Origin of the sequence: Aeribacillus sp. FSL K6-2848 (assembly GCF_038004325.1) — a bacterium.
Taxonomy (GTDB): domain Bacteria; phylum Bacillota; class Bacilli; order Bacillales; family Aeribacillaceae; genus Aeribacillus; species Aeribacillus composti.
This window is the reverse complement of record NZ_JBBOQQ010000001.1, coordinates 2,551,219-2,574,631: the sequence shown is the minus strand read 5'-3', so window position 1 is coordinate 2,574,631 and position 23,413 is coordinate 2,551,219. Positions and strand designations below refer to the sequence as shown.

Genomic DNA, 23,413 nt, shown 5'->3' with positions numbered 1-23,413 from the left:
TCATATGGCCGAAAAATGGTTTCAAGTCGGAAAAATTGTCAATACGCACGGAATTCGCGGCGAAGTGCGCGTCGTTTCCGTAACTGATTTTCCTGATGAGCGATATAAACGCGGAAACCGTTTATACATTTTTCAAAAAGACAAAGAGCCTGTTGAAGTTATTGTCAAATCTCATCGAATTCATAAAAATTTTGATTTATTGTCTTTTGAAGGGTATGATTCGATCAATGAGGTTGAGCCGTTTAAAGGCTCAGACATAAAGGTTCCAGAAAGCCAGCTTGGCAGCCTGGATGAAGGAGAATATTATTTTCATGAAATCATCGGATGCTCCGTGTATACCGAAGACGGTGATGAGCTGGGGATCATAAATGAAATTTTAACGCCCGGTGCCAACGATGTGTGGGTTGTCAAACGAAAAGGCAAAAAAGATTTGTTGATTCCATATATCGAGGATGTTGTGAAACATATTGATGTGAAAGAGAAGCGAGTCATCATTTTTCCTATGGAAGGGTTATTGGACAAATGATTATTGATGTACTGACTTTATTTCCTGATATGTTCGCTGGAGTTTTTAACCAATCGATTTTAAAAAAAGCTCAGGAGAAGGATGCTGTTTCGATTAACGTTATTAATTTTCGAGACTATTCAACAGACAAGCATCAGTCGGTCGATGATTATCCGTACGGTGGCGGTGCCGGCATGGTATTAAAGCCGGAGCCGATCTTTCATTCTGTTGAGGCTGTAAAAGAAAAGCGAAACGCACAGCATTCGAAAGTCATACTTGTTTGTCCGCAAGGAGAACGCTTTACCCAAAAAAAAGCAGAGCAGCTGGCTCAAGCAGATCATCTAATATTTATTTGCGGCCATTATGAAGGCTACGACGAAAGAATCCGTTTTCTTGCGACAGACGAAATTTCAATTGGAGACTTTGTCCTGACAGGCGGTGAGCTTGCCGCGATGGTCATCATTGACTGTGTTGTGCGTCTTCTACCAGGTGTTCTCGGAAATGAAGAATCGCACCAAAATGATTCTTTTTCAACGGGACTGCTTGAACATCCGCATTACACCCGCCCTGCTGAATTCAGGGGGATGAAGGTGCCTGATGTGTTATTGTCAGGCCATCACGAAAAAATAGCCGAATGGCGGGAAAAAGAATCGCTCCGAAGAACATGGGAGCGCAGACCTGACTTATTGGACGGCTATTCTTTAACGGAAAAGCAAAAAAAATGGCTGGAAGAAATAAAAAAGGCGAAATGAATGCTTGCAAATGGTTTGTTTCCTATGATAAGATACGTTTTGTGACATAGACAGCCGGTCTTGTCTTTTTAAAACGATGTTCCGCTGCAAGCATCTTGTATGAGCATCTGTTGGAAGGAGATGATTGCGATGCAAAAATTAATTGAAGAAATTACGAAAGAACAACTTCGCACAGATTTGCCTGAATTTAGACCTGGGGATACCGTCCGTGTTCACGTGAAGGTTGTTGAAGGCTCCCGTGAACGGATTCAGGTTTTTGAAGGAGTTGTGATTAAACGCCGCGGCGGCGGTATTAGCGAAACATTTACCGTTCGTAAAGTTTCTTACGGCGTAGGTGTTGAACGTACATTCCCGCTGCACACTCCAAGAATTGCGAAAATCGAAGTTGTTCGCCGAGGCAAAGTGCGTCGTGCAAAACTTTACTATTTGCGCAATCTACATGGTAAAGCAGCTCGCATTAAAGAAAGATAAACATTCGAACATAAAAAGGGCTTGTATTCAATACAGGCCCTTTTGTCATGTGAGCAGTCATTCACTTATGAATTCATTTAATATTTTTGGAAAAAATTATTTAACGAAAGCATAATCTGTTTAAAAATAGGTGGACATGTTCTTTTGTTAAGCCAATAATTGTATTAAAATAAATAAAAAACCATTTTAAAAACATAAAGGTGTGAAAGAAATGTCACGTAAAAAAAATGAATTTTTTGAGTGGATGAAAGCTCTAGGTGTCGCCGTCTTGTTGGCGGTCGTCATTCGGACGTTTTTCTTTGCTCCGATTGTCGTTGATGGAGTTTCCATGATGCCGACATTACAAGACCAGGACCGAATGATCGTGAATAAAATCGGAACGAAGCTTGGTGAAATAAAACGCTTTGACATTGTCGTCTTTCATGCAACGGAAGAGAAAGACTACATTAAGCGTGTCATCGGTTTGCCTGGCGATCATATAGAATATAAAGATGACACCCTCTACATTAACGGCAAGAAGTATGAAGAGCCATACTTGGAAAAATATAAACAAAACGGCGTGGATGGCCCTTTAACAGAACCATTTAAACTTGAAGACATTATTGGAAGATCAACTGTGCCTGAAGGCGAATTGTTTGTTATGGGTGATAATAGAAGATACAGCAAAGACTCGCGGCATATAGGGACCATTCCGATTGAATCAGTTATGGGGAAAACTAATTTTGTTTATTGGCCGCTTTCTGAATTTGGAGTTGTAAAGTAGGTGAAGTAGATGACGATTCAATGGTTTCCAGGGCATATGGCAAAAGCGAGACGGCAAGTTGTTGAAAAATTGAAACTGATAGATATTGTCTATGAACTTGTCGATGCCCGAATCCCTCAGTCATCGAGAAATCCGATGATTGATGACATTATTGCCAATAAAAAAAGAATTTTAATTTTAAATAAAAAGGATATGGCAGACGAAAGCATTACGAAAGAATGGATTCAGTACTACAAAGAACAGGGCATTGCATCAATAGCCATCGACTCGCAAACAGGATCAGGACTAAAACAAATCGTGCAGCTTTCAAAAGAACTGCTCGAAAAAGAACGTGAAAAAATGAAAGCAAAAGGGGTAAAACCAAGGGCGATCCGCGCATTAATTGTTGGAATTCCGAATGTCGGCAAATCAACGCTGATCAATCGCCTTGCAGGAAGAAACATTGCCAAAACCGGCGATCGTCCAGGCATAACGAAACAGCAAAGCTGGATCAAGACAGGAAAAGAATTGGAGCTGCTCGATACCCCAGGCATTCTTTGGCCGAAATTTGAAGATGAAGAAGTCGGGCTGAAGCTGGCTGCGACAGGCGCCATTAAGGATGAGATTTTAAATTTGCAGGATGTAGCAGCTTATGCGATGCGATACTTGATCAAGCATTATCCAGATCGTTTAATGGATCGCTATCAAATCGACAATCTATCAAATGAAAATGAAATCGTCGACTTATTTGATCATATTGGAAAAAAAAGAGGCTGTTTATCAGCTGGCGGCCTGATAGACTATGACAAGACGGCGGAAGTGTTCATAAGGGATGTTCGGACATTGAAGCTGGGGAAAATAAGTTTTGACCGGCCAAATGAATAAAGGCACGCATTCCGCGTGTCTATATTTTATTTTTAACAAAACTCGTTCACTTGAGAGAAGCGGTGCAATCGGCGCTTAACCGGTTAATCGGTTTTCCTTTCTTGACGGGTAAAGAGCTTCCAAAGAAGCTTTCGAGAAATAGTAAAAAAGTCTTGAAAGTCATTTGAGCATGTGAAAAATAGACGCTTAATCAAATTGCAGCCGAGGAAGCCGTTCATGTACAAACTATTCGAACGAAATTTACAAATGCAAATATTAAGGGAGAGGTTGAAGAAAGTTGAATTTAACGGCGAAGGAAATTGAAGAAAAGCTCAGTGCCATCCATGATATAAACGACCCTTTTTTTCTTGCCTGCCAAAAAGATGAGCGGAAAACCGTCCAAAAATTAGTAAAAAAATGGCTGAAGCAATATGAAAAAGAGCAGCAATTGAGACAGCAGTTTCAAAACATGTGCAAATACGAAAGAGAATTGAAAGAAAAGGGATTTCGAATGCTGGCAGGCATTGATGAAGTGGGAAGAGGGTGTCTTGCAGGTCCGGTCGTTGCTGCTTGCGTGATTTTGCCTGATGAATTTTATTTGCCGGGGCTGACGGACTCGAAAAAAATTTCGAAGCAAAAACGGGAAGAGTTTTTTCAATACATAATGGATCTGGCAGTAGATGTCGGGATTGGGTTTGTGTCGGCAAAAGAAATTGATGAACTAAACATTTACAATGCGACAAAAAAAGCAATGCTTTTAGCCATTGATCAATTAAAGCAGGGAAAGCCGGATCATTTATTGATTGATGCTCTTGAATTACCAATTAATATTCCGCAGCTTTCCATCATTAAGGGTGATGAAAAAAGCATTACGATTGCAGCAAGCTCCTGCGTCGCAAAAGTTGTGAGAGACAGGTACATGGAAGAGCTGGGAAAGCAATTTCCGGAATACGGCTTTGAACGTCATGTGGGCTACGGTACAAAGCAGCATTTGGAAGCGATCGAGAAGCACGGTGTGACGGAGCATCATCGGAAAAGCTTTGCTCCGGTACAAGATGCGTTAAACTTTTTTAACGGGTGATAAGAATGAATGAAATATCTGCTCTTCTTAGGAAGATAAGTCTTCAATCTCTTTTTGATCCCGCGGCCAAAACATTTCAAGATCAAGAGATTGTGAAAGGAAAAGTGTTGAAAATTTATCCTAATTCTCATGCATTGCTTGCAATTGGAAAAATGAAATTAACCGCTGCTGTTGAGGCGGATATTCAAGCAATGAAAACTTATTGGTTTCAGACTGAAGTAACGGAAAGCGGAATCAGACTGAAGCTTTTGTTTCCGGAAAAAGATGAAGGTCATACAGGCCGAGCTATTCTTGAACATTTCCGCCTGCCTGCTGACAATATGGCCTCGCAGCTTATTGATTTGCTGCTGGAAAATGAAATTCCTTTTTCCAAAAAAGACTTGGCTCTTGCCATCAACATTTTGCAGTCCTTTAAGGGAAAAGCTCCTCGTGAAAGTTTATTTCAGGCGCTTCTCATCGCTTTTGAAAAAAAACTGCCAATTGCGGAGCATGTCATCCGTCCTTTGCTGGCTGTTCAAGATGAGAAGAAGCTGTCTCAGCTCCTTTTTCAATTAGACGAAATGTTAAACAATAGCGGAAGAGCCGAGGACATGAAAGATCTAAACCGAAACCTGTTTCAGCTTACAAACCTTCGTTTTCTATATAAAGCCGAAGAAGTGAACCAAATATTGCGAGAAAGAAATGACACCTTTTCCAAGCAATTGTTGAATAAGCTTGAATTTTGGATGAAAGAAAATCCGCTAGCCATTAAGCAGCTTATACTGAATGAAAACAGTGAGCAAGCATCGCTTCAACCATTCACAAAAGACAAGGCGGACGGAAGTAGAATTGGACAAATGCTGAACGCGGAAGAAAAAAATACGCTGAAAGCAATGTTTCAGCAAAGCATCCACAACGTTTCCGCTCAAGAAGTGAAACAATTGTTAAAAACAGCGATAGCCAAAATCGGCTTATTTGAACATGCTGAAAGCAGTAGCGGTCAGAGTGAATGGCCATTAAAGACGCTGCTTATAAAATATTTGCAAAATATGGAACATTCAAGTTTAAGAGGGGCGATGGAGCGCGCTTTAGATTACATAAACGGACAGCATTTTATGCGGGAACAAAAAGGACCTGTTGAACAATTTTTTATTCATGTCCCCATTCAGTTAGGAGAGCAATGGACGGATATTACAATCCAAATCAACGGAAAAAAAGACGAAACAGAAAAAATAAATCCTAATTTTTGCCGAATCGTTTTTTCATTGTATTTAAAAGAAATAAAAGAAACAGTAGTGGACGTATTCATTCAAAATCGCGCTGTAAAAGTTACGATTTACAACGACATTCTTGAAGAAAGCGATATTGTTCAGCATTTGGGAAGCCTTCAGGAAAATTTAAAACAAATCAATTATGTTTTAACAGGAGTCTCTATCCAAAAGGGAAAAACGGATGAACAAACTCAAAAGGTCATTTCCGGACAACCTTACCAGAAGGTGGACATTAAAATATGAAAAAAGAAACAAAAGATTTAAAAGCTGTTGCCCTCAGCTATAACGATGAAAAGGACGCCGCGCCAAAAGTATCGGCAAAAGGTAAAGGGTATGTCGCTGAAAAAATCATTGAAAAAGCTAGAGAAAACAATGTTCCGATTCAAGAAGATCCCTCGCTTATTGAACTTTTGTCAGAAGTGGAAATAAATGAGCAAATTCCCGAGGAGCTTTATGAAGTGGTAGCTGAGCTTTTAAGCTTTATATACCGCTTAGACCAGCAAAGATGAAATAAACGACGTCTTTTTATAAAGAATGGTAGACAATGATGAAACATTTTTATACAATGAAAGCGCAGTCTAAAATTGCCTCGAAAAGGCTAAGATACATAAGTTAGGAGGATGGGATATGAATATCCATGAGTACCAGGGGAAAGAAATCCTCAGAAAATACGGCGTCACGGTACCGAACGGCAAAGTTGCGTTTTCCGTTGAGGAAGCGGTTGAAGCTGCAAAAGAGCTGGGTACTGACGTAGTGGTAGTCAAAGCGCAAATTCATGCTGGCGGCCGCGGGAAAGCTGGCGGAGTAAAAGTAGCGAAAAGTTTAGAAGAGGTTCGCGAGTATGCTAGTGAATTGTTAGGAAAAACGCTCGTTACACATCAAACAGGACCAGAAGGAAAAGAAGTCAAACGTCTTTTAATTGAAGAAGGCTGTGACATTAAAAAAGAATATTATGTTGGTTTTGTTGTTGATCGCGCAACCTCCCGCGTTGTTTTGATGGCGTCTGAAGAAGGCGGCACCGAAATTGAAGAAGTGGCAGCGAAAACACCGGAAAAAATCTTCAAAGAATATATTGATCCGGCAGTAGGACTTCAACCTTTCCAAGCTCGCCGAATCGCATTTAACATTAACATTCCGAAAGAATTAGTCGGACAAGCTGTTAAATTTATGTTGGGACTTTATCAAGTATTTGTCGAAAAGGATTGCTCCATTGCGGAAATTAACCCGCTTGTCGTTACAGGCGACGGAAAGGTTATGGCTTTGGATGCCAAACTAAACTTTGACTCCAATGCATTATACCGTCAAAAAGATGTGTTGGAATATCGTGATTTAGATGAGGAAAATCCGAAAGAAATTGAAGCTTCAAAATATGATTTAAGCTACATAGCTCTTGATGGCAATATCGGGTGCATGGTAAACGGAGCAGGTCTTGCCATGGCAACGATGGATATTATTAAATATTACGGCGGTGAACCAGCAAACTTCCTAGATGTCGGCGGCGGCGCAACGGCAGAAAAGGTTACGGAAGCGTTTAAAATTATTTTGTCGGATGAAAACGTAAAAGGGATTTTCGTCAATATCTTTGGAGGCATTATGAAATGCGATGTCATCGCACAAGGTGTCGTTGAGGCGACAAAACAAGTTGGCTTGACGATCCCGCTAGTCGTTCGTCTTGAGGGAACGAATGTTGAGCTTGGTAAAAAAATACTAGAAGAGTCAGGCCTAAATATTACATCTGCAGAGTCTATGGCAGACGGGGCGCAAAAAATCGTTTCATTAGTGAAATAGGAAAGCGAGGGAGAAGAATGAGCGTATTTATTAATAAAGATACAAAAGTAATCGTTCAGGGGATTACTGGATCTACTGCATTATTCCATACGAAACAAATGCTTGAATACGGAACGAAGATTGTCGGCGGGACATCCCCAGGCAAAGGCGGTCAGGAAGTCGAAGGAGTTCCGGTTTTCAACACGGTTGAAGAAGCGGTGAAACAAACCGGTGCCAATGCTTCCGTTATTTATGTCCCAGCTCCTTTTGCAGCGGATGCCATTATGGAAGCGGTTGATGCGGAGCTTGACCTAGTCATCTGTATTACAGAACATATCCCGGTTTTAGACATGGTCAAAGTAAAAAGATACATGGAAGGAAAGAAAACTCGATTAATCGGACCGAACTGCCCGGGAGTCATCACACCTGGCGAATGTAAAATCGGCATTATGCCTGGATATATTCACACTAAGGGACATGTCGGAGTCGTTTCCCGTTCAGGTACTTTGACATATGAAGCGGTTCATCAGCTTTCGCAAGCAGGCATTGGTCAGTCAACGGCTGTTGGAATTGGCGGGGACCCTGTAAACGGCACAAACTTCATTGACGTGCTAAAAGCATTTAACGAAGATCCGGAAACATATGCCGTCATTATGATTGGTGAAATCGGGGGTACAGCGGAAGAAGAAGCAGCTGAATGGATTAAAGCAAACATGACAAAACCAGTCGTAGGATTTATCGGCGGACAAACAGCACCTCCAGGAAAACGCATGGGACATGCGGGCGCAATTATTTCCGGAGGTAAAGGAACAGCAGCGGAAAAAATTAAGAAAATGAATGAATGTGGTATTAAAGTCGCAGATACTCCTTCCGTTATTGGTGAGACGTTAATCTCAGTTTTAAAAGAAAAAGGTTTATATGAAAAATGCAAAACTCATTAAAACAAAAGGAGTAGCCACAAGGCTATTCCTTCTTTATAGAATTGAGGTGAGGGCTATTAATCCTAGAAATTTATTAATAAAACTCGCTCATTGCCAAGGTGCGGCAAAGAGAAGAATCGTTCAGCTTTTTGAACAGGAAGGCATGTATGAAGAAGCTCTGCATCTAACGCCTCAAACATTAGCCACCCGTCTGTTTATTCCTCCTAAAAACTATTCAACGTTTATAGAAGATTACCAATCCATTTCAACGGAGAGCCTGCTAAACTATTATAAAAACAGGAATATTCACCTGATTACAATCATTGATTCCCATTATCCAACGTATTTAAAGCATATTTTTGATCCGCCTCCCGTTTTATTTTGCCAAGGGGATATTAGTCTATTAAAAAATATCCGAAATTTAAGCGTTGTCGGAACCCGTCATGCATCGAAATATGGCTGCGACCTTGTTCAATATTTTGTTACGCATTTGGCGAAGCAAAAATTTACGATAATCAGCGGGCTTGCCCTCGGTATTGATGCGAAAGCCCATTGGACGGCCATTGAGGAGAATTCGAAAACAATTGCCGTAATCGCTGGCGGATTTGATCATATTTATCCGAAGGAAAACATGGAGCTGGCTAAAATCATCCAAAAGGAGCATCTTCTCCTCTCTGAGCATCCTCCATATAAAAGACCGGAAAAATGGATGTTTCCAATGCGAAATAGAATTATTAGCGGATTAAGCTTAGGAACCTTTGTTGCTCAAGCTTCCAAACGAAGCGGTTCTCTTATCACTGCCCAGCATGCTTTGGAACAAGGGAGAATCGTTTTTTCACCCCCGGTGCCATTATTTGATCCATTATTTCAAGGGAATATACAATTGTTAAAGGAAGGGGCAGCGCTTGCCCTGTCACCTGATGAGATTATAGAAGAATTAAAGCCGATGTATGAAGAAAAATAATTTTTTTGCGTCTAAAGGCGGAAGCTGATGAATACTGTTTGACAAAATGCATTGGAATATTTAATAATAGTGAAGATTATTTTAACAGTTGAATGATCAACAATCATTTTCATAAACTGATGCATAAAAAGAGAGAAAACCTCTTAAGGAGGAAAAATGAATGTCGGACTACTTAGTCATTGTGGAGTCGCCAGCAAAGGCGAAAACAATTGAAAAGTATTTAGGAAAAAAATATACCGTGAAGGCTTCAATGGGCCATGTTCGGGACTTGCCTAAAAGTCAAATGGGAGTTGACATAGAGCACAATTTTCAACCAAAATACATCACGATAAGAGGGAAAGGGCCGGTTCTGAAAGAGCTCAAGAACGCTGCCAAAAAGGCGAAAAAAGTTTTTCTTGCAGCCGACCCGGACAGAGAGGGAGAGGCGATTGCGTGGCATTTAGCGCAAAGCTTAGATATTGATATCCAATCCGATTGCCGCGTTGTGTTTAATGAAATTACAAAAGATGCGATCAAAGATTCTTTTAAATCGCCAAGAGCTATTAACATGGATTTAGTTGATGCCCAGCAGGCAAGAAGGGTATTAGACAGGCTGGTCGGCTACAATATCAGCCCGATCCTTTGGAAAAAGGTAAAGAAGGGTTTAAGTGCCGGGAGAGTTCAATCTGTTGCAGTCCGTCTAATTATCGATCGTGAAAATGAAATTAAACATTTCAAGCCTGAGGAATATTGGACGATTAACGGAGACTTTCTTAAAGGAACGGAGTCGTTTGAAGCTGCTTTTTGGGGTGTTGAAGGCAAAAAAAAGGATTTGAAAACAGAAGAAGATGTAAAACAGGTGCTCCAAAAAGTTATTGGAAATGAGTTTACTGTAACGAAAGTAACAAAAAAAGAACGGAGAAGAAATCCTGCACCTCCATTTACTACTTCCTCTTTACAGCAGGAAGCTGCAAGGAAACTCAATTTCCGTGCGAAGAAAACGATGATGGTAGCACAACAGCTGTATGAAGGAATAGACCTCGGCAAGGAAGGCACTGTCGGATTGATTACTTATATGCGTACCGATTCCACGCGAATTTCAGACACAGCGAAATCGGAGGCAATCAGTTATATTGAAAAGATGTTTGGCAGTGAATATGCGCAAGCCAAAACGAGAGGAAGTCAGAAATCAGGCAATGTTCAGGATGCTCACGAAGCGATACGGCCGACCAGCGCTTTTCGAAATCCGGATGGAATAAAAGACTTTTTAACAAAAGACCAATATAAATTATACAAACTGATTTGGGAACGATTTATCGCGAGCCAAATGTCGCCGGCTGTCATGGATACGATGAGCGTTGATTTGGAGAACAATGGTGTTATGTTCCGTGCAAACGGTTCAAAAATCAAATTCCATGGTTTTATGAAAGTATATGTAGAAGGGACGGACGATCAAGAAGAAGATAAAAGCAATCGTCTTTTGCCTGATCTTCAGGAAGGGGATAAAATCTTTTCAAAAGATTTAAAACCGGAGCAGCACTTTACACAGCCGCCTCCAAGGTATACGGAAGCGAGGCTTGTCAAAACGCTGGAGGAATTAGGCATAGGACGTCCTTCTACATATGCACCGACGCTCGATACCATTCAAAGAAGAGGGTATGTTGCGCTTGAAAACAAACGATTTGTCCCAACAGAACTTGGCCAAATTGTCCACGAGCTGATGATGGAATTTTTCCCTGAAATTTTGGATGTGGAATTTACTGCGAAAATGGAGCATGATTTAGATGATATTGAAGAAGGAAAAGTAAATTGGGTAAAAATTATTGATGAATTTTATCATGATTTTTCAAAGAATGTTAAAAAAGCCGAAAATGAAATGGAAAAGGTAGAAATAAAAGATGAATATGCCGGTGTAAAGTGTGAAAAATGCGGAAGCGAAATGGTTTACAAAATGGGAAGGTACGGAAAATTTTTGGCTTGCTCCAATTTTCCAGACTGCCGCAATACAAAACCGATTTTAAAAGAAATCGGTTTGAAGTGTCCGAAATGCCATGAGGGAAATATTGTGGAGAGAAAGTCGAAGAGACGCCGCGTATTTTATGGATGTGACCGTTACCCAGAGTGCGATTTTATTTCTTGGGAAAAGCCGGTTGAAAGAAAATGTCCGAAATGTGGAGAAATTTTGGTAGAAAAACGTTTGAAAAAAGGTGTTCAAGTGCAATGTTCTTCTTGCGACTATAAAGAAGAACCGCAGCGTTAACAAATATCTTCTCTTTGGTGAGCAATGTAAAGCTCACCTTCTTCATGGAGATATTTCGGCAGTTTTTTACGAAAACACAACAAGAAGAGAGCTTTTATAAAGACGGAGGAGTGCTAAAATGAACAATCAAGTTGTCAACGTTATCGGTGCTGGGCTAGCTGGAAGCGAAGCGGCATGGCAAATTGCCAAAAGAGGAATTCAAGTTCGCTTGTACGAAATGCGTCCAAAAAAGCAAACTCCGGCCCATCATACGGATAAATTTGCTGAACTGGTCTGCTCTAATTCGTTGAGAGCCAATTCTTTGACAAATGCAGTCGGAGTATTGAAAGAAGAAATGAGAATGTGTGACTCCGTAATTATTTCGGCTGCTGATCAATGTTCCGTTCCGGCTGGGGGTGCACTTGCCGTTGATCGCCACGAATTTGCGGATATCGTCACTAAACGGGTGAAAGAACATCCCAATATTACCGTCTTTCACGAAGAAGTGACGGACATTCCAGAAGGGCCGACGGTAATAGCGACAGGACCTTTAACTTCAGAAGCATTATCGGAAGCATTAAAAAAGCTTACTGGCGAGGAATATTTATATTTTTACGACGCAGCCGCACCGATAATTGAAAAAGACAGCATTGATATGGAAAAAGTATATTTGAAATCAAGATACGACAAAGGGGAGGCTGCATATTTAAACTGTCCGATGACAGAGGAAGAGTTCGATCGCTTTTATGAGGCATTAATCAGCGCGGAAACTGTTCCTCTAAAAGAATTTGAGAAAGAAATCTTTTTTGAAGGATGCATGCCGATTGAAGTCATGGCAAAGAGAGGAAAGAAAACGCTTCTTTTCGGACCGATGAAGCCTGTCGGCTTGGAGCATCCCGAAACAGGAAAGCGTCCTTTTGCCGTCGTCCAGCTGCGGCAGGATAATGCGGCAGGGACTTTGTATAATATCGTCGGCTTCCAAACTCATCTAAAATGGGGTCCGCAAAAGGAAATCATTCAGATGATTCCGGGGCTTGAAAAGGCGGAAATTGTCAGATATGGAGTGATGCATCGAAATACGTTTATCAATTCCCCGAAACTGCTTAGACCAACTTATCAATATAAAGGGCGCGAGGATTTGTTTTTCGCCGGACAAATGACTGGCGTAGAAGGCTATGTTGAGTCAGCTGCTTCCGGATTAATAGCAGGCATTAATGCGGCATGCCTCGTTTTGGGAAAGGAATTGATTGAATTTCCTGATGAAACAGCAATGGGAAGCATGGCAAAGTATATTACAACGGCAGATCCGAATAATTTTCAGCCGATGAATGCGAATTTTGGTCTTTTTAAACCGCTTGACACCCACATTAAAGTGAAAAAAGAAAGAAATGAACAATTGGCAAAAAGAGCACTTCAAACTATTCAAAAAATTTCGAAAAAATTATAAAATGGATTGAAAGGGCTACTGCAAATGTGATACGATTTAGTAGCCCTTTGTGAGGTGCTAAGAGTGGAAAATGTTAAGAATTATTTAAATTTATTCATTGAATATTTACAAATTGAAAAAAATTATTCACAATATACAATTGTGAATTATCTGCATGACTTGAATGATTTTTTTTCTTTTATGGAAAAAGAAGGGTTAGAAAGGCTGGATGACGTTCAATATTCAGATATACGTATTTTTTTGACGGATTTAAGCAAAAAGTATTCCAAAACATCCATTTCCCGTAAAATTTCAAGCATTAGAACTTTTTATTATTTTCTTTTGCGGGAAAAACATGTAACGGACAATCCTTTTTCTTTAGTGTCACTTCCGAAGCAAAAAAAAGCGATCCCTAGATTTTTATTTGATGAGGAGCTGGAAATGCTGTTTTCCATTTCCGACCTGAATGATCCGCTCGGGCAGCGGAATCAATTGATTTTGGAATTTTTATATGGAACGGGAATCCGTGTGAGTGAATTATGCCAAATTCGCCTTGAAGACCTGGATTTTTCCATTGAGACCATTTTAGTAAATGGAAAAGGAAACAAACAGCGCTATGTGCCTTTCGGAAGCTATGCACGTCAGGCAGCGGAACGATATATCCATGATGGCAGAAGCAAGCTGATGAAAAATCAGTCCGGACAGGATCATCGCTTTTTGTTTGTAAACCATCGGGGAAAGCCTTTAACAGCAAGGGGAGTTCGGTATATCTTAAAACAGCTGATAGATAATTCAGCAAAAAATCTGCATCTTCATCCGCATATGTTTAGGCATACTTTTGCGACTCACCTCTTAAATGCTGGAGCTGACTTAAGAAGTGTTCAAGAACTTTTGGGCCATGTTCATTTATCATCAACGCAAATTTATACCCATGTGTCAAAAGACCATTTAAAAAATGTTTATATGGCCTACCATCCACGGGCAAAAGATTCTTAAAGGGAGGCTTGCAATTGTCAACATTTCATGCGACAACGATTTTTGCCATTCGCCATAAAGGACAATGCGCGATGGCAGGTGATGGACAAGTAACACTTGGCAATCAAGTTGTGATGAAGCATACAGCACGAAAGGTCCGAAAAATTTATAATGGAAAAGTGCTTGCTGGATTTGCGGGATCTGTTGCTGATGCGTTTACGCTGTTTGAAAAGTTTGAAGGCAGTCTGGAAGAGTATAACGGCAATTTGGCAAGAGCGGCTGTGGAAATGGCAAAAGAGTGGCGAAGCGACAAAGTATTAAGACAATTAGAAGCAATGTTAATTGTGATGGATGCCCAAAAGCTTCTGCTCCTTTCTGGGACGGGTGAAGTAATCGAACCGGATGATGGCATTTTAGCTATCGGCTCAGGGGGAAATTATGCCCTTGCTGCAGGCCGTGCATTGAAACAATATGCCGGTGAACAAATGTCTGCCAAAGAAATCGCTAAATCCGCTCTAGAAATAGCAGCAAATATTTGCGTTTTTACGAACAATAACATTATCGTTGAGGAACTTTAGAAAGGAGGGAGGCGAATGAAAAAAATGCAATTATCTCCGAAACAAATTGTTGAACGATTAGACCAATACATAGTCGGTCAGGAAGAAGCGAAAAAAGCGGTTGCTGTTGCGTTAAGAAATCGATACCGGAGAAGCTTATTGGATGAAAAAATTCGCGATGAAGTGGTTCCGAAAAACATTTTAATGATTGGTCCGACTGGGGTTGGAAAAACTGAAATTGCTAGGAGAATTGCAAAGCTCGTCGGCGCGCCCTTTGTAAAGGTGGAGGCAACAAAATTTACAGAAGTAGGGTATGTCGGGCGAGATGTGGAATCGATGGTCCGCGATTTAGTGGAAACTTCCGTCCGGCTTGTGAAGGAAGAAAAAATGCAGGAAGTAAGAGCACAAGCGGAAGAAAACGCCAATCGCAGGCTGATCGAGCTCCTCGTTCCGAGTAAGAAAAAACAGGCTGCTTACAAAAATCCTTTAGAAATGCTTTTCGGAGGAAATCAACAAACAAATTCGTTCGAAACGCAGGGAGAAAATGAACAGGATCTAAAGGAGAAGCGGAGAGAAATCGCCCGCAAATTAGCAGCAGGCGAACTAGAAGACCATTTTGTTACGGTTGAAATTGAGGAACAGCAGCCCTCTATGTTCGATCTCCTGCAAGGGACAGGGATGGAGCAGATGGGCTTTAATATGCAGGATGCTTTGAACAGTCTTCTTCCAAAAAGGAAGAAAAAAAGAAAGCTTACTGTGAAAAACGCCCGAAAGGTTTTGACGAATGAAGAAGCAGCAAAACTGATTGATATGGACGAAGTGACACAGCTTGCCATTGAACGCGCGGAACAATCAGGCATCATTTTTATCGATGAAATCGACAAAATTGCCAAAAACGGCCACAACAGTTCTGGTGCTGATGTTTCCCGCGAAGGTGTGCAAAGAGATATACTTCCAATCGTGGAAGGATCTGCAGTTGTAACAAAATATGGCACCGTAAAAACCGACCATATACTCTTTATTGCAGCTGGCGCTTTTCACATGGCGAAGCCATCGGATTTAATCCCTGAATTGCAAGGACGTTTTCCGATTCGCGTGGAATTGAAAAAGCTAACGGCAGATGATTTTGTCCGAATTTTAATTGAACCGGATAATGCTTTATTAAAACAATATGAAGCATTATTGGAGACGGAAGGTATAAAATTAGAATTTTCTGACGAATCTATTCGTAAAATTGCTGAAATTGCTTACCAAGTGAACCAAGATACAGATAATATTGGGGCAAGAAGGCTTCATACCATTTTAGAAAAACTGCTGGAAGACTTGTTGTTTGAAGCGCCGGATATAAATTTAGAAAAGGTTGTGATTACACCGAACTATGTGGAAGAAAAATTAAATAAAATTGTTCAAAACAAAGATTTAAGTCAATTTATTTTATAAAAAGATGAAATTTTTTAGGAGGATTTGAGATCATGGAGTTATTAGAAAAAACAAGAAAAATTAATGCGATGCTGCAAAAGGCGGCAGGAAAACCTGTTAATTTTAAAGAAATGGCGGAAACATTAAGTGAAGTCATTGAGGCAAATATTTTTGTGCTCAGCCGCCGAGGAAAAGTATTAGGCTTCGGCTTGAACAAGCAAATAGATAATGACCGCATGAAAAAAATGCTGGAGGAAAGAAAATTTCCTGAAGAGTATACGAAAAGTTTATTTAATATTACCGAAACGTCACCAAATTTAGATGTATATAGCGAATATACTGCATTTCCTGTTGAGAACCGCGAGCTCTTTAAAAACGGATATACGACCATTGTTCCGATCATCGGAGGAGGAGACCGCTTAGGAACCCTTATATTATCTAGACTGGGAACTCAATTTAATGATGATGACCTAATATTGGCTGAATACGGGGCAACTGTTGTTGGAATGGAGATTTTAAGAGAAAAAGCCGAGGAAATTGAAGAGGAAGCGAGAAGCAAAGCGGTTGTCCAAATGGCAATCAGCTCTTTATCATACAGCGAACTCGAAGCGATCGAACACATTTTTGAAGAATTAAGCGGCACAGAGGGATTGCTAGTTGCAAGCAAAATTGCTGATCGCGTCGGCATTACCAGATCTGTGATCGTCAATGCGCTTCGCAAATTAGAAAGCGCTGGAGTCATTGAATCTCGTTCTCTTGGTATGAAAGGCACATATATTAAAGTGTTAAACAACAAATTTTTAGTTGAACTAGAAAAATTAAAAAACCATTAAAAGAAAGCTGCTCTAAAGGTTTGTTTATCAAACCTTTTGAAGCAGCTTTTTATAAATGTTTTCTACAAATTTCTTATTGAAAATCGGCTGATTTGTCTAATTTCAATAAGTTCTAACCTCCTACTCATCCCTCTGAAAAAGCTGCAGAATCAAATTCCAATGTTAAAAAAGTGATAGTCATTTAGAACTAGAAAAAAAATAATCGCAATGTACGACGATTTTTTACAAATTATACATAGACTTTAAGCTGTTTCTTTTTTAAAATAATATTTATAAATTAGCAAAATTCGACATTTTTACTTCTTATTTCTTTTGCAATACAAGATCATCATACTTTTGGAGGGAGCAATGAAAATATTTTCTAATTCAATAGCCAATTTGGAGCAGGCAATTCGAATTTCTTCCTTAAACGGAAAAGTTATAGCCAATAATATTGCAAATGTGGACACTCCAGGGTATAAAGCGAAAACAGTTAATTTTAAAAACGTTTTGGATCAACAAATAAAACTGGATGCATATCGGACCAATCCGCGTCATCTTCCATTTGTGGGCAGCGAAAGCACATCGATTGTGGAAACGAGGACAAACAGTGCTTATCAGCATAATGGGAATAATGTCGACATTGATCAAGAAATGGCAAAGCTTGCGGAAAATCAAATTTTCTACAATGCATTGATTGACAGATTGAATGGCAAATTTAATTCATTAAAAACAGTAATAAAAGGTGGTCGTACATAATGGGGATTTTTCAGTCTTTAAACATTTCCGCATCAGCTTTAACAGCTCAGCGGCTGAGAATGGATGTCATTTCATCGAATATGGCAAACATGGAGACGACTAGAGCTGAATATGTGGACGGGCAATGGCAGCCTTACCGCCGGAAAATGGTTGTAACAGCAGAGGATACAAAACCTTTCTCAGCTTTTCTGAATCAAGAGCTGAACGGCGTTGGAAACGGCGTGAGAGTTCAAGCCATTGTTGAGGACGAGACGCCTTTTAAAATCGTTTATGATCCCGACCATCCTGATGCAGACGAAAATGGCTATGTGTCTTTGCCAAATGTAGATCCTTTAAAAGAAATGGTCGACTTGATCAGCAGCACGCGCTCATATGAAGCAAATGTTACAAGCTTTAATGCATCGAAAAACATGCTGCTGAAAGCATTGGAAATAGGGAAATAGAATAGGAGTGATGTAAATGATTGAGCAAATTTCTTTTCCGACTCAATCGATCCAGCTAGAAAACCGAGCACAAAGTGCGGAAAATTCTGGGAAATCATCCTTTTCAGATATGTTGAAAAAATCGCTGGAAGCTGTCAATGAAGCTCAATTAAATTCCGATCGGCTGACAAATGCTCTTGCAGCAGGACAAAATGTAGAGCTTCATGATGTCATGATCACAGCACAAAAAGCGAGCATTTTACTTGAAGCAACTGTTGAATTCAGGAATAAAGTCATTGAAGCTTATCAAGAAGTGATGAGAATGCAAATATAATTAGTCTATTTAGAAATGGAATGTCATTATCGGGGGATCAGAAAGAATGAATCAAAAACTACTGCAAATAAAGGATACAATTTTGTCATTTTGGAGGCAAAGGACAAAATGGCAAAAAGCCCTCATCATCGGAGGCGCATCGCTCATCATCATTGCCATTATCGTTTCGTCAATAGTTTTGTCAAAACCGAAAATGATACCGCTATATACGAATTTATCATTGGAAGAAGCTGGCCGAATCAAAGAAACCCTCGATAACAAAGGGATTCAATCGGAAATAGCCGATAACGGAACAACTATTAAAGTGCCGGAAAGCGAAGCAAATGCACTGAAAGTGGAGCTTGCAGCTGAAGGTATTCCTGAAAGCGGAAATATCGATTATTCGTATTTTGGACAAAATATCGGTTTTGGCATGACAGATAATGAATTTGATGTATTAAAATTAAAAGCTACACAAACAGAACTGGCCAATTTAATTAAAGAAATCGAAGGCGTAAAAAACGCTAAAGTGATGGTCAATTTACCTAAAGAAACGGTATTCGTCGGCGAGGACGCAGGAGAAGCATCAGCTTCCATTGTTTTAAATTTGGAGCCGGGGTACAAGCTTGACCAATCGCAAGTGAACGCACTCTATCACCTTGTTTCCAAGAGCGTGCCGAATTTACCTGTTGAAAACATTGTTATAATGGACCAAAATTTTGATTATTATGATTTGAAACAAGAGGATACACCTGGCACTAATTTTGCTTCCCAGCTTGAAATCAAATCGGAAATTGAAAAAAATATTCAACGGCAAGTGCAAAGAATGCTGGGTACGATGATGGGCCAAGACAAAGTGGTTGTCAACGTATCAGCTGATATTGATTTTACCCAGGAAAAGCGGGAAGAAAACTTAGTGGAGCCAGTTGATGAGGAGAACAATGAAGGAATTGCCATCAGTGCAGAACGGATTACGGAAACATACACAGGTACTGGGGCGCAAGCTGCCGGCGTTGCTGGAACAGGTCAAACAGATGTCCCGAATACATATCAACAGGCTGCCGGTGTAAACGGAGAAGGAGAATATGAAAAAATTGAAGACCGAATTAATTATGAGGTAAACCGGATCAAACGGGAAATTGTTGAAAGTCCATATAAAATTAGAGATCTGGGCATTCAAGTCATGGTTGAGCCCCCGAATCCGGAAAATCCAAATTCGTTGCCGCAGCAGAGTGTAGATGATATTGAACAAATTTTATCAACAATTGTTCGGACAAGCATCTATGAAGATCCGGAGGCCGAGCCGTTAACGGATCAAGACATTGAGGATAAAATCGTAGTTTCTGTTCAGCCGTTTTCAGGCAAAATAAATGCGGATGATTTAAAGGAGCCATCATCATTCCCAATTTGGGGCTATGTGTTAATTGGAGCAGGCATTCTGCTTCTTGGCTTGTTATTCCTATGGTGGTGGAAAAGACGGAGAGACGAAGAAGATGAGTATGAAGATGATGAATATGACGAAATAGAAGAAGTGGTGTCGCAGCCTGTGCAAGAAGAAGAATCTGTCGAGCAAACGAAAGCAAATGAGCAGCGCAGAAAGCTTGAGGAGCTTGCCAAAGAGAAGCCTGACGAATTCGCTAAACTATTGCGCACTTGGCTCTATGAAGACTAGGGGGAAATGACATATGAAAAAGTTAAACGGTAGGCAAAAGGCTGCTATTTTATTGATCTCCTTAGGTCCGGAAGCTTCTGCTTCCGTTTATAAACACCTCACGGAAGAAGAAATTGAAAAGCTTACATTAGAAATATCGAGTGTACGGAAAGTGGATTCGCAAAAAAAAGAAGAAGTGATTGAAGAGTTTCATCAAATCGCCCTTGCGCAAGATTATATTGCCCAAGGGGGGATCCAATATGCGAAAGAGGTGCTTGAGAAAGCATTAGGAGGGGAAAAGGCAAGTGAAATAATCAGAAGGCTGACATCTTCTCTTCAAGTACGGCCGTTTGATTTTGTTAGAAAAGCAGATCCGGCTCAAATTTTAAACTTTATACAAAACGAGCATCCGCAAACGATCGCTTTAGTTTTGTCTTATCTAGATGCCAAGCAGTCGGGACAAATTTTATCGAGCTTGCCTCAGGAAGTTCAAGCGGATATTGCAAGAAGAATCGCCATTATGGACCGCACATCCCCTGAAGTAATTAATGAAGTTGAACAAGTTTTAGAGAAGAAGCTTTCTTCTACTGTAACGGAAGATTTCACAGAAACGGGTGGAATCGAAACAGTAGTGGAAGTGTTAAACGGTGTCGACCGCTCGACAGAACGAACGATACTGGAAGCACTAGAAGTACAGGACCCCGAGCTGGCCGAAGAAATCAAAAAGCGGATGTTTGTATTTGAAGATATTGTTACCTTGGATAACCGCGCCATTCAGCGCGTCATTCGTGAAGTGGATAATAATGATCTCATGCTGGCGTTAAAGGTTGCGTCGGATGAAGTGAAAGAAATTGTCTTTAAAAATATGTCAACTAGAATGGCGGAAACATTCAAGGAGGAAATGAATTACATGGGTCCTGTTCGGCTTCGTGATGTAGAAGAAGCGCAATCAAGAATTGTTGAAGTGATAAGAAGATTAGAGGATGCTGGCGAAATTGTGATCGCTCGAGGACAAGGAGATGAAATCATTGTCTAGAGTCATAAAATCCGGCCATGCTTGGTCATTGCACAAGCCGCACAAATTGACGATCAGAACGATCCAAATTCAGGAAGAGTTCGCCGCTTCCGATCAAAAAGAGAACACACAGCGCTCACAGTTCCTTGAGGCAGCCCATTTGGAAGCAGAGAAAATTTTAGAAAAAGCTGAAGAAGAAAAAACGCGATTGCTTAAGGAGATCGAAAAAGAAAGGGAAGCTTGGCAGGAAGAAAAAGCGCGCCTAATAGAAGAAGCAAGAAAAGAAGGGTATCAAGCCGGTTTTGAAAAAGGGAAAAAAGATGGACTTCAAGAGTATGAAAATGTGATTGAATCTGCCAGACAGGTAGTCCAGCTTTCCAAAAAAGATTATGAGAAAAAAATAGAAGCTTCCGAGGAAACCATTATTGAAATTGCTGTAAAAGTAGCGGAAAAAATTATTGCAGCCAACCTAAAGCGAGAGCCTGAACTGTTTACTGGATTGGTTCGCGAAGTGATTTGTGAAGTAAAGGAATATCCAGAAGTCAAAATATACGTTCACCCTGACAAATATGAATTTATGCTTGAACAAAAAGAAGAATTAATGGAACTATTTACAACCAAAACGGAGCTCTATATTTTTCCGGATGTAAATTTGCCCGAAAACGGAATTTGTGTAGAATCGCCATTTGGAAAAATTGATGCGAGCATTGATACACAGCTGGAGCAATTAAAAAGTAAGCTGTTAAATCTTGTCAGGGAGGATTGAAGCGATTGAAACTAGCTCAATTGATCGACCATATAGATCGGCTGGACTCTTATAAGAGATATGGAAAAGTGAAAAAAGTAGTCGGACTCATGATTGAATCACGCGGACCTGAATGCTCCATCGGTGATGTTTGCTATGTACATGTAGGGAAAAATGAAAAAACGCTGGCAGAAGTTGTCGGATTCAAAGAAGAAAATATTCTATTAATGCCGTTTACAAAGGTCAACCAAATTGCACCTGGCTGTGTCGTAGAAGCAACAGGCTCGCCCCTGAAAATAAAATCGGGAATCAGCCTGATCGGAAAGGTATTAGATGCATTTGGTCATCCAATGGACGGATCCAATCTTCCAAAAGGTTTAACGACTATTCTGTCTGAAAATGAGCCGCCGAACCCGTTAACCCGGCCGCCGATCACTAAAAAAATTGAAGTGGGTGTGAAAGCAATTGACGGTTTTTTAACGATTGGGAAAGGTCAGCGGGTAGGTATTTTTGCAGGAAGCGGCGTTGGAAAAAGTACTTTGCTCGGAATGATCGCAAGAAGCTCAGGAGCAGATATAAATGTGATTGCCTTAATAGGTGAAAGGGGAAGAGAAGTTCGAGAATTTATTGAGAGAGATTTAGGGGAAGAAGGGCTAAAGCGGACGATTATTGTGGCGGCAACTTCCGATCAGCCGGCTTTAATGAGAATTAAAGCTGCCTATTCTGCAACGGCGATTGCAGAATATTTTCGAGATAAAGGATATAATGTCATGTTTATGATGGATTCAGTCACGAGAGTAGCGATTGCGCAAAGGGAAATTGGACTGGCTGTTGGGGAACCGCCGACGACAAAAGGATACACCCCTTCAGTGTTCGCCATGCTTCCTCGACTTTTAGAAAGAACAGGAAATAATGAAAAGGGTTCGATCACAGCCATTTATACTGTCTTAGTTGATGGCGATGATATGAACGAACCGATAGCGGATACTGTGAGAGGAATTTTGGACGGGCACATTGTGCTCGATCGTGAGTTGGCGAATAGAGGACATTTTCCTGCAATTAATATTTTAAAAAGCGTCAGCCGCCTTATGAACCATATTGTCGAACCGGCGCATCTGGAAGCTGCGAACAAACTGAAAGCATTGTACTCTACATATACCGAGTCAGAAGATTTAATTAAGATCGGCGCATATAAAAGAGGCTCTTCAAAAGAAATGGATCAAGCAATCGATTATTATCCGAAAATAAACGGATTTCTTCAGCAGCATATGAATGAAAAAATAACATTTGAGGAAAGCGTACAGCAATTAATTTCGCTACTTGAAGAAGGTGACAAGACATGACATACCATTTCCGCTACCAAAAAATATTGGATGTAAAGGAAAATGAGAAACGAAAATCATCAAAAGAATATGAAGATTCCGTTGAAAATTTTAAAAAAGTTGCAACAAAGCTGTACACATTTTTAAAGCAAAAAGAGGAGTTCGTAAAGCTTCAGGAAGAAAAATTGAACAAAGGGATGTCCGTTCAAGAAATTAAGCAGTATCAACAGTTTGTTCAAAATTTGGAAAAAACAATTGAGCATTACCAGCAGCTTGTCATTTATTCTCGTAATGCAATGAATGAAAAACAGTCGATTTTGATGCAAAAACATATAGAAGTAAAGCAATATGAAAAAATAAAAGAAAAAGATTACAAGAAATTTATGGAGCTAAGGAAACGAGAAGAAGGAAAAATGATGGATGAAATATCAATCATTACATATTCGTTTCATAGAAATTAGGT

At 40.2% G+C, this 23,413-nt stretch carries 25 protein-coding genes; all 25 read left to right on the top strand.

From position 1 onward, the window contains the following. Positions 1–4: 4 nt before the first annotated feature. The 25 genes from rimM (at position 5) to fliJ (ending at position 23,411) form a co-directional block, all read left to right on the top strand. Complete coding sequence (rimM, locus tag NSS70_RS12335; protein WP_066246531.1) at positions 5–526, top strand: ribosome maturation factor RimM; 522 nt, start codon at positions 5–7, stop codon at positions 524–526. Then, on the top strand, positions 523–1,257 hold the full coding sequence (gene trmD / locus NSS70_RS12330) for a tRNA (guanosine(37)-N1)-methyltransferase TrmD (protein ID WP_063388425.1): 735 nt from the start codon (positions 523–525) through the stop codon (positions 1,255–1,257). The genes rimM and trmD overlap by 4 nt, the downstream gene beginning before the upstream one ends. Positions 1,258–1,386: 129 nt before the next feature. Then, entirely contained in the window at positions 1,387–1,728 is a 342-nt protein-coding gene (gene rplS / locus NSS70_RS12325) for a 50S ribosomal protein L19 (RefSeq protein WP_063388424.1), read from the top strand. 211 nt (positions 1,729–1,939) lie between these two features. Next, complete coding sequence (gene lepB, locus NSS70_RS12320; RefSeq protein ID WP_063388423.1) at positions 1,940–2,491, top strand: signal peptidase I; 552 nt, start codon at positions 1,940–1,942, stop codon at positions 2,489–2,491. 9 nt (positions 2,492–2,500) lie between these two features. Then, positions 2,501–3,355 carry a ribosome biogenesis GTPase YlqF gene (gene ylqF / locus NSS70_RS12315; protein ID WP_063388422.1) on the top strand — a complete coding sequence of 285 codons (855 nt, stop codon included), beginning with the start codon at positions 2,501–2,503 and terminating at the stop codon, positions 3,353–3,355. A 277-nt stretch (positions 3,356–3,632) separates the two neighbouring features. Next, the gene (locus NSS70_RS12310; RefSeq protein WP_094246058.1) at positions 3,633–4,415 is read left to right on the top strand and encodes a ribonuclease HII; all 783 of its coding nucleotides are present in this window, start codon (positions 3,633–3,635) and stop codon (positions 4,413–4,415) included. A gap of 5 nt (positions 4,416–4,420) precedes the next feature. After that, positions 4,421–5,908 (top strand): hypothetical protein, encoded by a 1,488-nt coding sequence (locus NSS70_RS12305; RefSeq protein ID WP_339192943.1) that lies wholly within the window; start codon positions 4,421–4,423, stop codon positions 5,906–5,908. After that, a complete protein-coding gene (locus NSS70_RS12300; RefSeq protein WP_063388419.1) occupies positions 5,905–6,174 on the top strand; it encodes an EscU/YscU/HrcU family type III secretion system export apparatus switch protein in 270 nt (89 codons plus the stop codon). The genes NSS70_RS12305 and NSS70_RS12300 overlap by 4 nt, the downstream gene beginning before the upstream one ends. A 118-nt stretch (positions 6,175–6,292) precedes the next feature. Further along, positions 6,293–7,453 carry an ADP-forming succinate--CoA ligase subunit beta gene (gene sucC, locus NSS70_RS12295; RefSeq protein ID WP_063388418.1) on the top strand — a complete coding sequence of 387 codons (1,161 nt, stop codon included), beginning with the start codon at positions 6,293–6,295 and terminating at the stop codon, positions 7,451–7,453. 17 nt (positions 7,454–7,470) lie between these two features. After that, a complete protein-coding gene (gene sucD / locus NSS70_RS12290) occupies positions 7,471–8,373 on the top strand; it encodes a succinate--CoA ligase subunit alpha (protein ID WP_066246522.1) in 903 nt (300 codons plus the stop codon). Next, on the top strand, positions 8,351–9,316 hold the full coding sequence (gene dprA, locus NSS70_RS12285) for a DNA-processing protein DprA (RefSeq protein WP_340787521.1): 966 nt from the start codon (positions 8,351–8,353) through the stop codon (positions 9,314–9,316). Before sucD ends, dprA begins: the two co-directional genes overlap by 23 nt. A gap of 160 nt (positions 9,317–9,476) precedes the next feature. Next, positions 9,477–11,555: a type I DNA topoisomerase gene (gene topA, locus NSS70_RS12280; protein WP_063388416.1), complete on the top strand. Its 2,079-nt coding sequence runs from the start codon at positions 9,477–9,479 to the stop codon at positions 11,553–11,555. 118 nt (positions 11,556–11,673) lie between these two features. Beyond that, positions 11,674–12,981: an FADH(2)-oxidizing methylenetetrahydrofolate--tRNA-(uracil(54)-C(5))-methyltransferase TrmFO gene (gene trmFO / locus NSS70_RS12275; protein ID WP_066246520.1), complete on the top strand. Its 1,308-nt coding sequence runs from the start codon at positions 11,674–11,676 to the stop codon at positions 12,979–12,981. 63 nt (positions 12,982–13,044) lie between these two features. Continuing rightward, positions 13,045–13,956, top strand: a complete 912-nt coding sequence (xerC, locus tag NSS70_RS12270; RefSeq protein WP_340881715.1) for a tyrosine recombinase XerC — start codon at positions 13,045–13,047, stop codon at positions 13,954–13,956. A gap of 14 nt (positions 13,957–13,970) precedes the next feature. Then, the gene (gene hslV, locus NSS70_RS12265) at positions 13,971–14,513 is read left to right on the top strand and encodes an ATP-dependent protease subunit HslV (RefSeq protein ID WP_082829323.1); all 543 of its coding nucleotides are present in this window, start codon (positions 13,971–13,973) and stop codon (positions 14,511–14,513) included. A 15-nt stretch (positions 14,514–14,528) separates the two neighbouring features. Next, entirely contained in the window at positions 14,529–15,932 is a 1,404-nt protein-coding gene (hslU, locus tag NSS70_RS12260; protein ID WP_340881714.1) for an HslU--HslV peptidase ATPase subunit, read from the top strand. Between the two features lie 32 nt (positions 15,933–15,964). Beyond that, positions 15,965–16,744, top strand: a complete 780-nt coding sequence (gene codY, locus NSS70_RS12255) for a GTP-sensing pleiotropic transcriptional regulator CodY (RefSeq protein WP_066246516.1) — start codon at positions 15,965–15,967, stop codon at positions 16,742–16,744. Between the two features lie 348 nt (positions 16,745–17,092). After that, positions 17,093–17,482: a flagellar basal body rod protein FlgB gene (flgB, locus tag NSS70_RS12250; RefSeq protein WP_063386658.1), complete on the top strand. Its 390-nt coding sequence runs from the start codon at positions 17,093–17,095 to the stop codon at positions 17,480–17,482. After that, positions 17,482–17,925 (top strand): flagellar basal body rod protein FlgC, encoded by a 444-nt coding sequence (flgC, locus tag NSS70_RS12245; protein ID WP_066246514.1) that lies wholly within the window; start codon positions 17,482–17,484, stop codon positions 17,923–17,925. Before flgB ends, flgC begins: the two co-directional genes overlap by 1 nt. 16 nt (positions 17,926–17,941) lie before the next feature. Next, complete coding sequence (fliE, locus tag NSS70_RS12240) at positions 17,942–18,238, top strand: flagellar hook-basal body complex protein FliE (protein WP_327873760.1); 297 nt, start codon at positions 17,942–17,944, stop codon at positions 18,236–18,238. 46 nt (positions 18,239–18,284) lie between these two features. Then, complete coding sequence (fliF, locus tag NSS70_RS12235; RefSeq protein WP_094246049.1) at positions 18,285–19,889, top strand: flagellar basal-body MS-ring/collar protein FliF; 1,605 nt, start codon at positions 18,285–18,287, stop codon at positions 19,887–19,889. 13 nt (positions 19,890–19,902) lie between these two features. After that, positions 19,903–20,904, top strand: a complete 1,002-nt coding sequence (fliG, locus tag NSS70_RS12230) for a flagellar motor switch protein FliG (protein WP_063386662.1) — start codon at positions 19,903–19,905, stop codon at positions 20,902–20,904. Then, positions 20,897–21,649, top strand: coding sequence for a flagellar assembly protein FliH (gene fliH / locus NSS70_RS12225; protein ID WP_340881710.1), 753 nt, complete (start codon positions 20,897–20,899; stop codon positions 21,647–21,649). The genes fliG and fliH overlap by 8 nt, the downstream gene beginning before the upstream one ends. Positions 21,650–21,654: 5 nt before the next feature. Continuing rightward, positions 21,655–22,971 (top strand): flagellar protein export ATPase FliI, encoded by a 1,317-nt coding sequence (fliI, locus tag NSS70_RS12220; protein WP_340881708.1) that lies wholly within the window; start codon positions 21,655–21,657, stop codon positions 22,969–22,971. Continuing rightward, positions 22,968–23,411: a flagellar export protein FliJ gene (gene fliJ / locus NSS70_RS12215; protein WP_063386665.1), complete on the top strand. Its 444-nt coding sequence runs from the start codon at positions 22,968–22,970 to the stop codon at positions 23,409–23,411. Before fliI ends, fliJ begins: the two co-directional genes overlap by 4 nt. The last annotated feature ends 2 nt before the right edge of the window (positions 23,412–23,413 follow it).